13 protein-coding genes are annotated in these 15041 nt (G+C 39.9%); 5 read left to right on the top strand and 8 right to left on the bottom strand.

Features of this window, described 5'->3' with window-relative positions:
* Window positions 1-230: 230 nt before the first annotated feature.
* The 3 genes from ACYSNQ_RS14455 to ACYSNQ_RS14465 all read right to left on the bottom strand — a co-directional run bounded on the left by ACYSNQ_RS14455 (window position 231) and on the right by ACYSNQ_RS14465 (window position 2907).
* Window positions 231-1334 carry a DUF4349 domain-containing protein gene (locus tag ACYSNQ_RS14455; RefSeq protein WP_426084286.1) on the bottom strand — a complete coding sequence of 368 codons (1104 nt, stop codon included), beginning with the start codon at window positions 1332-1334 and terminating at the stop codon, window positions 231-233.
* On the bottom strand, window positions 1331-1843 hold the full coding sequence (locus ACYSNQ_RS14460; RefSeq protein WP_426084287.1) for a sigma-70 family RNA polymerase sigma factor: 513 nt from the start codon (window positions 1841-1843) through the stop codon (window positions 1331-1333). Before ACYSNQ_RS14460 ends, ACYSNQ_RS14455 begins: the two co-directional genes overlap by 4 nt.
* 335 nt (window positions 1844-2178) lie before the next feature.
* Window positions 2179-2907, bottom strand: a complete 729-nt coding sequence (locus ACYSNQ_RS14465; protein ID WP_426084288.1) for a YebC/PmpR family DNA-binding transcriptional regulator — start codon at window positions 2905-2907, stop codon at window positions 2179-2181.
* A gap of 361 nt (window positions 2908-3268) precedes the next feature.
* Here ACYSNQ_RS14465 and ACYSNQ_RS14470 point away from each other — a divergent pair, with 361 nt between their 5' ends.
* The 4 genes from ACYSNQ_RS14470 (at window position 3269) to ACYSNQ_RS14485 (ending at window position 7594) form a co-directional block, all read left to right on the top strand.
* A complete protein-coding gene (locus tag ACYSNQ_RS14470) occupies window positions 3269-4933 on the top strand; it encodes a hypothetical protein (RefSeq protein ID WP_426084289.1) in 1665 nt (554 codons plus the stop codon).
* 366 nt (window positions 4934-5299) lie between these two features.
* A complete protein-coding gene (locus ACYSNQ_RS14475; RefSeq protein WP_426084290.1) occupies window positions 5300-5878 on the top strand; it encodes a WxL domain-containing protein in 579 nt (192 codons plus the stop codon).
* Between the two features lie 20 nt (window positions 5879-5898).
* Window positions 5899-6462: a hypothetical protein gene (locus tag ACYSNQ_RS14480; protein ID WP_426084291.1), complete on the top strand. Its 564-nt coding sequence runs from the start codon at window positions 5899-5901 to the stop codon at window positions 6460-6462.
* A 43-nt stretch (window positions 6463-6505) separates the two neighbouring features.
* Window positions 6506-7594: a DUF916 and DUF3324 domain-containing protein gene (locus tag ACYSNQ_RS14485; RefSeq protein ID WP_426084292.1), complete on the top strand. Its 1089-nt coding sequence runs from the start codon at window positions 6506-6508 to the stop codon at window positions 7592-7594.
* Between the two features lie 377 nt (window positions 7595-7971).
* On the opposite strand, the gene ACYSNQ_RS14490 is transcribed toward ACYSNQ_RS14485, so the two are convergent.
* On the bottom strand, window positions 7972-8478 hold the full coding sequence (locus ACYSNQ_RS14490) for a VanZ family protein (protein ID WP_426084293.1): 507 nt from the start codon (window positions 8476-8478) through the stop codon (window positions 7972-7974).
* A gap of 182 nt (window positions 8479-8660) precedes the next feature.
* On the opposite strand from ACYSNQ_RS14490, the gene ACYSNQ_RS14495 reads away from it, so the two are divergent.
* Window positions 8661-10466, top strand: a complete 1806-nt coding sequence (locus ACYSNQ_RS14495) for a M3 family oligoendopeptidase (RefSeq protein WP_426084294.1) — start codon at window positions 8661-8663, stop codon at window positions 10464-10466.
* A 100-nt stretch (window positions 10467-10566) separates the two neighbouring features.
* On the opposite strand, the gene ACYSNQ_RS14500 is transcribed toward ACYSNQ_RS14495, so the two are convergent.
* The 4 genes from ACYSNQ_RS14500 to mreC form a co-directional block, all read right to left on the bottom strand.
* On the bottom strand, window positions 10567-11901 hold the full coding sequence (locus tag ACYSNQ_RS14500; RefSeq protein ID WP_426084295.1) for a PcsB-like coiled-coil domain-containing protein: 1335 nt from the start codon (window positions 11899-11901) through the stop codon (window positions 10567-10569).
* Window positions 11902-12099: 198 nt separating this feature from the next.
* Window positions 12100-13380: a coiled-coil domain-containing protein gene (locus tag ACYSNQ_RS14505; RefSeq protein WP_426084315.1), complete on the bottom strand. Its 1281-nt coding sequence runs from the start codon at window positions 13378-13380 to the stop codon at window positions 12100-12102.
* A gap of 226 nt (window positions 13381-13606) precedes the next feature.
* A complete protein-coding gene (gene mreD / locus ACYSNQ_RS14510) occupies window positions 13607-14116 on the bottom strand; it encodes a rod shape-determining protein MreD (protein WP_426084296.1) in 510 nt (169 codons plus the stop codon).
* Window positions 14113-14973: a rod shape-determining protein MreC gene (gene mreC, locus ACYSNQ_RS14515; RefSeq protein WP_426084297.1), complete on the bottom strand. Its 861-nt coding sequence runs from the start codon at window positions 14971-14973 to the stop codon at window positions 14113-14115. The genes mreD and mreC overlap by 4 nt, the downstream gene beginning before the upstream one ends.
* Between the last annotated feature and the right edge of the window lie 68 nt (window positions 14974-15041).

Below are 15041 nucleotides of genomic sequence, written 5' to 3' on the forward strand. Positions count from 1 at the left end.
CTCTACGAGTCTAGCGATTCTCGAGACAAAGCATTAGGTTCCTACAAGCTTGTCTACAGTTCTCACTCTGTTGCGATCCTCGAAGCATACAAAGACTGGAACGCCGTTTATTCGGATTTTATAGAAAGAAGAGTTCGGGCATTTACTTATGTCCCAAACTCTCTTATTCTTTCTTTTTAGTAATCATTCAACCTTCGAGCAGACAAAGTAGCTCCGCTAAGCCTCCTGCCTCACAATTGACTTTTATTGTTGTCTGATTTTTTATATTTTCTATATTTACGCCAAAGAAGTAGTCCGCCAATAGCAGCGAGCAGGATATAGAGACCATTGCTGCCAATAAATACCAGCACCTCTTCTCCCTTATTTTTCCAATACTGCAGCTGTTCCTCCCAATTCCCTTGAATCCGGTCAGTTACAGAGGGACTTTCCTGTTTCTTCTCTACTTTATTTTTTTCCTTTAAAAAGACTTCAACTGTTACATAGTCGACCTGATTATCAATACTCTTATTCGAACGAACCAGCATTTCCCGCTCCGAACGGATTTCTGACAGCCGATCCTGAATCTTCAGCATATCGTCCAGCTTTTCACTTTTAGATAATAGTTCCAGTAAGGCGGATTCCTCTGCTTCTAAGGCCTTGATTCGGCTTTCATTATCCGAATATGCCACACCATAATTTTCTGTTCTGATGCTTTCGTCAGTGGTCTCTCCAATAGCCTTCAACTGCTTCAAGGTGTCCTGACTACCTTTCGCAGGAATACGTAATACATAGTTGGCCTGCCGCAGGTCATCCATCCACTTGCTTCTCTCTGAATTTTCAATATAGCCGCCGCTTTCTTCAACTAATTGTTCAAGCTTCGCTGTATCTCTAGAAAAATCAACGGTCTGTTTTGTATACGTATAAAAGCTGGCCGTTTTTTCCGCTTCTGCGACTGTTGATTTACTCCCTACTGCCGCTTCATTTCCAGACGGCTCCGCTGTTTTACTCTCTGCTTCAGGCGCTGTTTCAGGTTCTTCATACATTTTCAGCATACCTTCGCCAGCATAATCCTGCTTGACACTTTCAGTAGATGTATAGTTGGTTTGCCCAGATTGAGTCTGTTGCCAGATGATTATTCCGGCAAGTACAGCGGTACAAAGACCGGAAATCCCAACCAACTGTCTTTTCGAAGGTTTTCTAAGCTTTACTGCTGCTTTTTGTTTCAGCTTTTTCCATACTGAACGTTTTTCCATTCGCGACTGCTCTTCTATTGCTGTATCAATAATCTGCATTATTTTTTCTTCCGGGATTCGAATATCCTCCCATTGCTGATTCCATTCTTGATTCAGTTTCATTTTTCTCCCTCCTCAAGATACATTCTTAATATACTGCGGGCCTCATGCAGCTTATATTTGATTGTTCCAGCCGGTTCATCCAGAACAACACTGATTTCTCTAATTTTTTTCCCATAAAAATAGTGAAGAATCGTCACTTCCTGTAGATGCTGAGGAAGCTTTTTTATTCCTGCATGGATATCCAGATGCTCCTCTTTTGAAAGCCTTTGTTCGGGCAGCAGCTGCTCTTCCTCAATCCCCTGCAGGTAGCCTTTTGCACACTTCAAATAATCCAACGATGTGAAAATAACTATTCGAACAGCCCACGTTGTAAAATACTCCGGAAACTGGAGCGTACTTATTTTTCTAATAATTTTAATTACGGAATCCTGTACAATATCTAATGCATCCGCTTCGTTTTTCACATATAGAAAAGCTGTTTTATAAAGCTGCTGGTAATGTCCCTTCAACAGCTGTTCCAAGGCTTTGGAATCACCGGCTACAGCTTTTTCAACCAATTCTTTTTCCATTTTTTCACCTTCTTTACCTGTTAGACGATTGCGTTTAAAAAAAGGTTGGAACTTTTTTATCTTTTGTCTTTATTTTACGATCATACCGAAATCAGCCAAGGAATACTAGCCTTCATAAAAACATAGGTGCAGCACATCCGATTTCCGAAGCCTGCTTCTCTCTTGTTCCCGATTAAGTCAAACAAATATTTCTAACGAATAAATCATCAAAATAAGGAAAAAAGAGCGAGGCAGCAATCAAACAACTTGCTGCCCACGCTCTAACTATTAGGAATAATTGATTAATAAGGAACTTCCTTTATTTTTAAAGCCCCATCACGTTTCTCTATCTACAACTACAAATCAGCAGAAGTAAATACCTCTGACACATCGTCGTCATCTTCCAGTCTTTCAATCAGCTTTTGAAGTGTTTCGGCCTGCGCCTCTGTCAGCTCCACAACTGTTTGAGGAACCATCGTCAGCTCTGCCTGAGCAAAAGTATAGCCTTTTCCTTCCAAATCATCACGAACAGCTGCAAAGTCTCCAGGCTCCGTATAAATTTCAAATACTTCATCCGAAGCTTCTAAATCTTCACCGCCCGCTTCTAGCACAAGCTCTAGCATTGTATCCTCATCGATAGCAATAGCAGCCGTCCGCTCGATTGCCAGATACCCCTTACGTTCAAACATATAGCTAACCGAACCAGTTTCTCCTAATGAACCGCCATTTCTGTTAAATGCTGTTCGGACATTCGTTCCGGTACGATTTCGATTATCTGTTAATGCATAGACTAAAACAGCCGAGCCGCCAGGACCATAGCCTTCATAGGTCACTTCATCATAATGCTCGCCTGAACCAGAGCTATCCGCTTTTTTTATTGCCCGGTCAATATTATCGTTCGGCATATTCGCCGCTTTTGCCTTGTCCATAACCAGCCTCAACGCTGGATTAGTTGCCGGATCTCCGCCTCCTGCTTTGGCCGCCATGTATATTTCACGAGAAAGCTTTTGAAATATTTTCCCTCGTTTTGCATCCTGCGCATTTTTCCTGCCCTGAATGTTTTTCCACTTACTATGTCCTGCCATCTGTGCCCCTCCCAAGTATGTTCTTTCTTCTATTGTACTATTCTTTAGAAAGTATGCAACCGTTCTCTAAGTGAGCTGATTCTAGCCCTTATCTAAGAAGCAGCATGATGAGAAACGTTCAGTAAAAAAAACTGCTAGTTTATCTGGATAAGAGTTTCAGCGTAACTTATACAATTAAGAGGAAATATTCTTTTTTTATTGATAGTCATTCTTTTTCACCTCTCATTTACTTATAAATAGATATTCTTAATCAAAAATCAAAAACTTTCTATTGTTTTTTAAGTAATTTTACCAAAATCTATCTGCTACACTTTAGATGAAATTTGTCTGTTGCATTGTCGTGAGTTAGGAGGGGAATGTATTGGAAAAAAAAAGGAAGAAGAAAAAGGGATACATCCAGAAATTATCCACTGGCTTTACCGTTTTGCTGTTATTATTATCTGTTTGTCTCTCTTGTTCTATTGTTTTTGCAGAAGCTTTGAATGAACAGCCAACAGAGCAGCCTGTAGAACCTGAAGGCACAGAAGCCACTGAAAGCTCAACCATAGAATCATCTTTTATAGAAGACAACAGCGAAAAAACACCTGAGAGTGGTCATGTAGAGGAAACAGAGCCAACAACAAAACCTGTAGAAGAAATACCAGAGACAACTTCGGAGTCAGGCGCAGAACAGGAAAAGATAACCATTCAAGAAAATGCTGAAGCAAAGACACCATACCTTTTGAGGCAAACAGCAGGATTAGCAAACAGCGTCGCGGTCATCCAAGGTGGGATAAGTCAAGATATCACTCTGGAGGATCCTGATTTTAATCCATCATTAGTATATGCCAAAGCCGGAGATACGTTGAAGTTCACTTCTATTTTTACCCGTCCTGCAGATGTAGAGGTGAAGAGCTATACGATGACTTTTTCATTTAATAATCGTGGAAATTATCAACAAAGGGATAGTTCAAATTTATTACTAAGAAGAAGCTATCCGGGCTCTTCAGATAGAGATTTAGTAGATTATGTTTCTTGGATACCTAAAGGTTATGGTGCAGAAATAAACGTATATCGTTCAACTGGTCAAGATCCAATCAAAAGCGACATCCTTTTTACTTTTGAGCTGCAATTGAAAAGTAATTTTACAGGGTTTGATTTGATGAACTTTCAAACTGATTTATCTGTAGACTTGGAAACACTTGGAAGACAGCAATACTCAGATTCTTCCTATTATTGGCTTCATTTAAAGGATAACCAACCGACACAATTATCTTGGAACAAAGATTCATTGGAAGAAATGAAGGAAATTGATGCTCATGATGTCAGTACAACGCTGTCAGTGGCCTTCTATTGGAGTGATCCAGACAAGATGTCGGATTATTTACCCGATGGCTTTATCATGGAGGACGGTAATGGGTATGAATATATTGAGACTCGTGCAAACGACAATGTCAATTCCGGTACAATCATTATTTCACTGAATGCTTACCTTAAAAAGAAGCCTTACGGAAACAATTTCTTGACGATAAAGGCATACAAGGAAGATGGCGAAGGCAGAAAAACGATTATTTCAAATAAACTATTGCTGGATTTGACGGTGATCGGCTCAGTTTCATGGATGAGTGTCACAGACAAAATCAACTGGACGGTAACAGCGGGGCAAGATATGAGTATACCATTGGCAAGGACAGAGGATTTGACAGTCAACGTCAAAGATAGTCGCTCAGATAGTGATCGAGCTAGCAACCCATGGAAGCTGTCTGTTTCTACCATAAAAAATGGTTCAGAAGATTATCCCTTTTCACTGGTTTGGCAAGATACAGGCGAAACGCCAATAAACTTGGATAATACTGGAAGCATCGTCTACACATCCGGATCAGATTTGACGATACCTAACCCTGAACGACCTTTTGCTTTTCAAAAAAATTGGCAGATAGATGAAGGAATTCTTTTAAAGATAAATGATGCACCAAATATTGGCGAAATCTATGAAGAACCAATCACTGTAACTTGGACATTGGTTGATGTCAGCTCTGGGACATAGAAAGGGTGAGTAGTATGAAAATGCAACTAGGTAAGACGCTAATCACTGCATTACTTGTAATGCTCTTTATATGGCCTGTGTCATTTGCTTTGGGAACAGCACACGATGTCCATGAAGAACAAATACAGATTGAATTGATAGAAGGATTCACAGAAACTACTTCTACTGGAGAGAGTTCTTCCCAGAGCAGTTCCAAAGGGACACAACCTTCTAATCCTTCGTCCAGCAATAACAACGCAAAAAAGTCGTCAGGCAGCTTCTTGAAAGCTAACGAGTCTATTAGTTATTTAGGATCTTTTGTGGGGGGATTGCTGGTTATCTTCAGCCTATATTTTATAGTGAGACGACAAGGAGGGGGGAACAAACATGTGTAAAGTAGTATTTTTTATTTTCAGTCTTGTTTGTGTAGTTATACTGGCACCAATAACTGCATTTGCAGAAAAGAGCACAGCTGTGGAGATTTATCTGACGAAAAGCCAGTTGAGTCTGGTTGATGTTCAAAGCCCAACCTTCAGTCACCAGAAGTGGACAAGTGAAGAGCGAACGCTTACATCAAAAACAGATTTGTCAATTACCATCAAGGATAGTCGAACAGGAGGAAATTCAGCTTGGGCTCTCTATTATCGTTTGGATGCTTACCAAGAAAAGAACAGCCGATTATCGCTTGAACAGGCACGTACACATATTGGTCAAGGACAATTGACAAGTGCAGATAGAACGGTCACTTCTGATGAGTATCAAGCTTACCCCATTGATATGGAGGTGACGAACCAGACAGAGCAGTGTCTACTTAACCATATAAAAACGAATGAAAGTGGGCCGATTACGTACATTTATACAGTAAATAAAGACGATATTTCTCTGCAGTTGCCAAAAGGAATAAGGGCAGGAAGTTATACCGCACAGCAGATAATTACTTTAAGAGATTTACCAAAAAGCAATTAATGGTTATGGAGGAGATTAGGATGAGAAGTATCAAGTGGAAATTGATTAGTATATGTATGACGGGACTCTTTGTGACCTCGGTGCCGGCTTTTGCTACAAACGGCAGGACAGAGACCCACGTCACCGTGTTAGAAGGAACGAACCAGGGGATTCAGAATGTACCAGCTTCTTACTCCTTTTCAGGCACCTTTTCCCCAGGAGAAAGTATCTACACCTTGACGGGAATAGTTAGTGCCAATGAAAAGAACTATCTGGTAGAGGACTACACAGGGAAGTCTAAGAGCTGGAAATTGACAGCAACCGTTTCACCATTATCTGTGGCATCCATAGAGAGTGCGGAGGTAACTAGCTTAACGATTACACCTACAACAGGAAATCCAATCATATTAAGCTCAGGAACCGGTAATGGGAATCTGATTATGGAGAAAACAGCAACAAATTTTAATAACCAGGGGGAATATAAGCTGGAAGTTGCTAGTGTAGCGCTTGAAACAACAGCAATAGGGGATTACAAATTTGGGATTGGCGATGTCTTAACCGGCTCAATCACCTATACCTTGGTGGATACGATTCATCTCAACTAATTGGGATTGATTCCTATGAGCTATCAAGAAAGGGGATTACAGCGTGAAAAAAGCAATTAGTCTATCATTCAGATTATTGACTATAGGATTCGTGTCTATACTGTTGCTTTGTTTGGATGACCAGCTCGTGTTTGGGGAAGAAATTGGATTCAGCGTACAAGCAGACTTACCGGAAAATCAGCTAAATAAAGAGGTTTCTTATTATGATTTAAGAATGCAGCCAGGACAAAAACAGGAAATTCTTCTTCGTATTTCCAATACCTCTAATCAGGAACAAACTTATGAAATCAACGTAAATCAAGCATATACTAATAAAAATGGCTTTATTGATTATGAACAGAAGGATGTGGCAATAGATGATTCTCAGCAATATCCGCTGAAGGATATTGCTGTACACGACTCGGAAATCACTGTTCCCCCACAAACAAGTATCAACTTTCCCATTCAGCTGAATATGCCAGCTGCAGCCTTTGACGGTGAAATCCTTGGCGGTATCCAGGTACTGAAAAAGACAAAGGAAACGGAAGGGAAAATCGTGAACCGCTACGGCTATATTATAGGCTTGAGGTTAACAGAAACCGACACGCCTATCGAGCGCCGACTTGAGTTGAAGGATGTACGGGCAGAAAAAGCATTTGGCTCAACAGGAGTTGTAGCTGACATTCAGAATCCGGTCATGGAAGGGATTGGTCACTTAAAATATGAGTTGCTGATTAAAAATCATCAGAACAAAACGGTCAGAGAAAAAGTCTATGATAAGGAGATGTCGATTGCACCGAATTCCACTTACACCTTTGTGGTGGATTGGGAAAAGAAGCCGCTAGAAGCAGGCGAGTATCTATTTTATTTAACTATTTCTGATGCGAAGGGCAATCGCTGGAATTTTAAAAAGCCGTTTACAATCAGTGAAAAGGAAGCTAAAAAAGTGAATCAGGCACTAGTCCCCATAACACCTTCTTCGAATAGACCGTCCTGGCTATTTGTTCTATTAGGAATTTTGAGTGCTGGAGCTGTATTTCTCCTGTTCTTACAGCGGCAAAAAAAACTTACACAGCTGCAGCCGGTGATTACAGAGACAAATGATGGAGAAATGTCCAAAGCAGTTGAGGAGCAACCTGAAACGAAGATATAACCCAGGGAGAGGACAGCACCTACCTCATTTCTCGAAAGTAATCAAGCCTGTTTAGAAGGAACAGCGGCAATCTCCACACTATAATCCTAAGGTTGAATGGCCGTTTTACAAGAGCCGTACTATGGAAAGAAATTAGATAAGTCTCTCACCCTTAAATAAATAGAAATAGAGTGACCTTGTGTGTTTCTCTGTGCTGTTTTACCAAAGCATTGGATTTGCATTCTGATATTCTATTTGTAATCCAGCCAATAATTTATCATTCATTGATTCACTTCAACATTTTTATACAAACTTTTTTAACTACATTCGTTGGCCACATCTAAACAGGATAACGGCAGTCACTCTCCTCGAGGATTTCCGTTATCTTTATTCATTTACTATACCTTCTTTTTGGCGCCCTTAAATGCAAGAATTATCCAGCTCAACAGAATTGCCAGCAAGGCACCTACTGAATCCAATGCAACATCTTGAAACAGCGGTGAACGCCCCCCTGTAATCATCTGATGGATTTCATCTAATCCAGCATATCCTGTAGCCGCCAACCAAGCGACAACTCCAGTCAAGCCAAGCTGATTGATTCTCGGTTTTAATCCTAAAAACCAACTGCCGCCCAAAAGAAAATAGGTTCCCAAATGAGCCCCCTTACGGACAAAAAATTCAATAAAGCTGAAATAGCCTCTCGCTTGAATACTAACCTCTTCCCCTGCATAAGCAAACGAAATCCCGCTTAATTGTTCTTTGAAAGGCTGACTTGCCAGCCATCGTTCTAAAAAATCAAGCTGTGATTGCTCCGCATAGGTTTGAGAAGAGCTATAAAATAAAATAGCCATAATTATAAATGCTACAACTAAATATAGATTACTATTTTTCAATAAACCTTTCATTTCATCACCTCATCTCCTTATAGTAGCCTTTTTTAAGATAACAGACAATATTTTTTAACATTTTTTATTAATCTTAATAGTTGTTGTTTCCTCGTCTAGCTATTCCCTTAATCCATCAACTGAAAAAATAAAGGTTTTAAGCTATAATAATGAGTATCTGAAAAAAGAAAGCAGGTTAATTTATGACGTATTCACTAGTTTGGGATTTAGAGAGTATCTTCCCAGGAGGCAACTCTTCCAGCCAACTGATTGAACGAATGGAAAAAATAAAAAAAGATTCAGCTATTTATCAAAAAGCTGTTCAGGAATGGGACTTTTCTAGTCCGAAAGCCGCTCAAGAGCTTGCTTCTATTATCCAGCTCATGGAAAAAATCACTGATGGATTTATGCAGTGCAGCAGCTTTATTGAAGCTCTCCTGTCATCTCAAACAGACGATAGTACAGCCAAAGTTCTGCTAGGCTCTCTTAATAGTTTACTTCCTGCTATCCAGCTTGGGGAAACACTGTTGAAGAAGAAATTTTCTGAAATCAATGAGAACAACTGGCAGGAGCTTCTTGCTCAGGAATCACTGAATCAGTTGGCTTTTCGCTTAAATGAGTTTAGAAGAGAAGGCAGTTCTCTGCTATCTGAAAATGAAGAAAATATTATCAACACACTCTCATTGGATGGGCTAAATGCTTGGAGCACTCATTACGACACAATTGTTTCTACAATCACCATTCCACTAGTAGAAAATGACGGCTCCATAACTGAACTGTCTGCTGGTCAGGCATTTAATCGAATGACTAGCGATCCTGATTCTAACATTCGGGCAAAACTATTCGATGCTTGGGAGAAGGCCTGGGCAGCAAATGCTTCTGTGCTGGCTGACACCTTGAATCACTTAGACGGCTTTCGGCTAAACACTTATGCACTTCACGGCATGAATGATTTCTTAGAAGAACCTTTGCGCTATAATCGAATGAAGAAAGAAACACTAGATACTATGTGGCAGGTTGTCACTGATAATAAACAAATAGTTGTCGATTATCTCACCAGAAAAGCTCAATTGTTCGGAAAAGAAAAGATGGACTGGCAGGATCAAGATGCACCAGTTATCTTGGGAGATTTAAAAGAAAGAGTCTATACATTTGATGAGGCGGCTGCATTTATCCTGACTAACTTCAATCATTTTAGTCCAAAAATGGCTCAGTTCGCCCGTTCGGCTTTTGAAAATAGCTGGATTGAAGCAGAAGACCGCCCAGGAAAAAGACCGGGGGGCTACTGTACTGAATTACCGGAGACCAAAGAATCGCGAATATTTATGACCTTTGGCGGTTCTGTTAACGAAGTGGCTACTTTAGCCCATGAATTAGGACATGCATTTCACAGTAGTGTTCTTTGGGACTTACCTGCTCTCAACCGTGATTATGCAATGAACGTTGCTGAAACAGCCAGTACTTTCGCTGAATTAATTGTTGCCGATGCCTCCTTAAACGCTGCTGAGACTGAAGTGGAACGGATTAATTTATTGGATGCAAAACTACAAAATGCCAATGCCATGTTTATGAATATTCACGCCCGCTTCATTTTCGAAACGAATTTCTATAAAGAGAGACAACAAGCTTTACTGACAGCCGAACGTATTACTGAATTAATGACTAATGCACAAAACGAGAGCTATCAGGATGCTCTTGGCACCTATCACCCACATTTTTGGGCCAGCAAGCTGCACTTTTTCATTGATGATGTACCTTTTTATAATTTTCCATATACTTTTGGCTATCTTTTCAGTATGGGAATCTACGCCTTTGCTAAAAACCAAAGCCTAGGTTTCGAAGACAGCTATATTGCTTTACTTAGAGATACAGCTGCTATGACAGCTGAAGAGTTAGCTGAAAAACATTTAGCAGTTGATTTAACAAAACCAGATTTCTGGCAAGCTGGTGTTAATTTAGTTACTGATGACATCAAAGAGTTTTTACGCTTAACAGAAAAATATATTTAAAGATAAATATGCTTGTGATTTTTATAGTGATTTAATATCTTTTACAGTATAAAAAAAGAACTGGAATTTCTATTCCAGTTCTTTTGATTATTTACATAAATTACATACGTACTGCAAAGCTTGGTGTAAACGATCCTACATCCCCATAACAAACTCCCTGCGATGGGTTTGCTGCGTGAATATAACCGCCACCACCTGTAGCAATCGCAACGTGGTAGCTACCTCCAGGTGATCCCCAGAAATACAAATCTCCAGCTTGCGCTTGAGAAACAGCTATACGCGCTCCAGCACTCTCTTGTGGAACTGACCAACCGCCAATATCGCGACCAGTTACAGTTTTATAAACATACCAAGCTAATCCAGAACAATCGAATGTATTTGGACCTTGTCTGCCAGGACCTTGTGTATAACCTTTACCAATATGCTTAGATGCTTCAGCAACTATAGCACTTCCATATCCGGAAGAAGGTGGCGTTGGTTCTGGTGTCGGTGTTGGTTCCGGTGTTGGCGTCGGCTCTGGCGTCGGTGTTGGTTCCGGCGTAGGAGTCGGTGCTGGTTCTGGTGTCGGTGTTGGCGTCGTATTTCCTTGATTAGGCTCTTCCGAACTTCCCGGTGTTTCTTGAACATCAGAATTTGGTGTTTCACTACTTTGATTAGTCTGTTCTTCTGATGACACAGGAGACGTAACTACAGCTTCTACTGCTGCTTGTGCCGCTGCATCTTTGGAAGCCTGTTCTTGTTGAGCAATTAATGCACGCTGCGCTTCTGCTTCTGCTTTTTGCTGTGCAAATGAGGCTTTTTGGTCTTCAGCAGTAGCTCTTTCAGCTGCCAGCCCACTTTGTAGAACTTCCAAATCTAATTGAGATTTGATAATTTCGCCTTTTTGAGCTTCTAACTCGACTTGATTATCAATAATCTGTTGCAGTTTTTGATCATTTTCAGCTTTTTTCGCTTCAACAGCTTCTTGATCAGCTTTTTGCTGCTGTACTAAATCAGTATTCGCCTGAACAATTGTTGTCATCGCCTGAACACGAGTAATCGCATCAGAAAATGAGTCAGCAGAAAGAATTGCATCCATATAACTTGTTGCATTTCCGTTTACTTGAACGTCACGAGCTTGATCTTGAATCGCACGCTCGCGTTTTTCAATACGTGTTGTCAACACTGCAATTTCATCTTCTAAAGCTGTTGATTGATCTCTTAATTCTGTCTGCTGAGTTTGCAATGCATCAGACTGCATTACAATCCCTGCAATTTCATTTTGTAATGAAGCAATCTGTGTTTGTACAGTTGCCTGTTGGTTTTTTATTCCATCGATTTTTTCATCTTGTTGTTGGATTTGCGTGTCTACATCGTCTGCCAATACTGGTACGGCTCCGACGGTTGACAGTACTAATGAACTTAGCATTAGCATTGGGATTACACGTTTTTTCACTATTCATTCCTCCGACAAATTATTTAAACTTATAAATTAACAGTAGATAAATTCTTTTTAAATTAATGACTCCATCAGTTTAACATATCCCTATGTCATAGAGATAATAGAGACATTACAAAAGTATTTCAAATCCAAAAGAAAAAATACTGCAGACATGTAATCATTCTACAGTATTTTTATTGTAAAATACATTATTTACCCTGGAAAACGCCAAACCACTGCTCTAAAGCTTGACGGCGGTGCTGGTGCCCAGCCTTTTGTTGTGGAAACAAATCCAGACCCACCAGGATTATTCGCTTCAACAATTTGGACAACTCCGTTTTCCACACCAACAACTAAGACCGTGTGAACGCCGCCTATCCAGCCTGACGGAGTAAAGATATTTTCATATTGAACAACATCTCCCGGCTGAACCTGGCCCCATGATACTTGTGTTGCACCAGAAGCAACATATCCGCTGTGAGGATCGCCGACAGCAAAATTAATCCCTCCGGCATTTAACCAGCGACGTACAGAAACTAGACATTCCCCTTGCGCACCCCAGCCTGTCGGATAACTATTACCGACATCATTAAGCGCTGCACTGATTGCTGCCTGCTTCGCTTTAGATACTTCTCCTGCACTTCCTGGAATTGATGTGTCATTATTGCTGTTTCCAGCATTATTATTCGAATTATTTTCCTGAACAGGAGGTGTATCGATTTCTGTTGTCGTTCCATCTTCTTCGACAACGTTTGTCGTCGGTGTACTTGCTAATATTTCCTGAGCAAGCCGTTCCGCTTCTTCCTGTTTTTTCCGCTGCGCTTCTTTTTCAGCAGCTAGTTTTTTCTCTGCTGCTTCCTTTTGCGCAATAAATTCGGATTTTTTGCTTTCTTCTGTTGCACGCTGTGCTTCCAGTTCGTTCTTAGCAATCTCCTGTTGAATCTTCAATGTATCTAAAGAAGCCTGTTTAGCGTTTAAATCATTTGTTGCTTTTTCCAGGGCCGCAATCTGATCTTCAACAACAACTGTTTTATCTTCAACAGTTTCTTTATCAATTGTTTGCTGTTCTAAAAGATCATTATTCGCATTAACCAAGGTTGTTAACCCTTGCACGCGCGTCAATGCATCTGAAATAGACTCTGAATTCAAAAGAACCTCCAGATAGCTAGTTCCATTCCCACTAACCTGTACATCTCTAGCCTGCTTTTGCATTTGGACGTCTCTCTTTTGAATGCGGACATTCAAGTCAGAAATTTCATTGTACAATGCTTTAATTTCATCAGTCAGTGTACTTTTAGTCTCAGTCAGCTCATCCACTTTAGCAGCAATTTCCAACATTTCATCTTCTATTGCTGACAATGCCGCTTCTGCCTCTTGTTCCTTCGTCTTTAAGTCATTAATTTTTTGATCTTGCTCTTTGATTTGAGAATCGTAGTCTGTTGCTTCCACAGCTACTGGCAGGCTGACAGCAGTCAGTGCCAATGAACAAACCATTAATGTTGATAAAAACTTCTTCTTCACTAATTTATTCCTCCGGTTTTGCAAATCTATAATTTCATAATTATTTACACAAATCTTAACTTTTACTTCTTACAACATTGAAATTGTAACATAGATTTGTGTCATATACATAAAGATAATGTTACAAAACCATTTCAAGACCAATCATAAAATAACATCCATTATGTATTTCTACCAATTATAAATAACAAAAAAGAGGCTACGTTGTAGAAAACAGCCTCTTCATTGGGTAAAATAATAACACAAATACCAACATATTAAACAGGAGTGTTGGTCCCAGCACTCTTGTGATGAACAAAACCGGCCCTACCTTAGATAAATGAAAAATTACCTGTAGAGCAACTGCAATCAGCTCATAGCTAGTAACAAATATAACCATTCCAAAAAAAGCCGTAGGAATATTGGTCTCTAAAATCCCCTGAAAAGTATACATTAGCATAACTGTTGCTACAAGAGCTACAGTATAAATTCCTAATATGCCCAAATAATAACTATCACAAATCAACCCTAGGATTAACGCACTGATAATTACATAACTCTTTGAGAGATTGGGAATCATTGTTAAATAAGCAAGTAGTAATAAATGAGTACTTGGAAAATAAACGTTATCTAAAAGATTTTCAGCCCCCACAGACAGCTGTCCGTCCAGCAGCAGCAAGAAAAACAAAATAACTGGAGCAAAATATTTTATTTTCTCTTTTGGAATCATTCATTTCCCCCTGCCGATCTTTGAATAATAGTTACAACATTTATATCATACATATCCGCAAATGGTTTAACGTATATTTCACGATCCAGTCCGTAATGATCCGGCTCGATTTTTTCTACTGTTCCTATCGGAAGATTTGCTGGAGAGTTTCCACCTAAACCAGATGTCTGCACAATATCACCGACCTTGATTTCAGCCTCGCCAGTCAATTGTGTAGCAACCATCGCCTGTTCTTTTTCGTCGTATTCTTTTAGTAACCCATAAGAATCGCCGCCTTCGCTGCTTACACGCGCAGGAAAATGGTTAGAGTTTTGATTTTTCGATGTCAACAGCTCTACTTTGGAAGAGAAACCATTCACTTCGATCACCCGACCGACTAACCCTTTTTGAGACATAACAGCCATATTAACTTCGATTCCATCATTACTCCCCTTATCAACAACCATCAAATCCTGCCAGCTGTCCGGCGAGCGAGTAATAACATTGGCAGTTACCTTCTTATAGTTCGTCAATGTTTCATTCAGACCTAATTCGGCTTTAAGAGCGTCTATTTCTTTCTGGTAGTTTTGATTTTGGATAGCCAGCTCGTTGTAACTGTCAATTTTTTCTTTTAGCTTCTGGTTTTCATCATATGTATTGAAAAGGTTTGTTAGTGAAGATAGACTTCCAGCAACTGCTTTAGCAGGTGCGGAAAACATTTTATCGATAACGCCGACACCGTCATTTACGGCAGACTGAACAGCATTTGTTTTCCCATTGGAATTACGCTGAGCTGCAGTCACACTGATAATGGCAACAACAATAATGACTAATATCAATGTAATAATAATATTTTTATTTGGATTAAATTTTTTCACAATGACACCTCAGATAGTCTTCAAACTGATAGCCTTAATTTTACCACTATTTAGATTTAAACAAAAGA

The organism is Enterococcus sp. LJL51 (assembly GCF_054871795.1).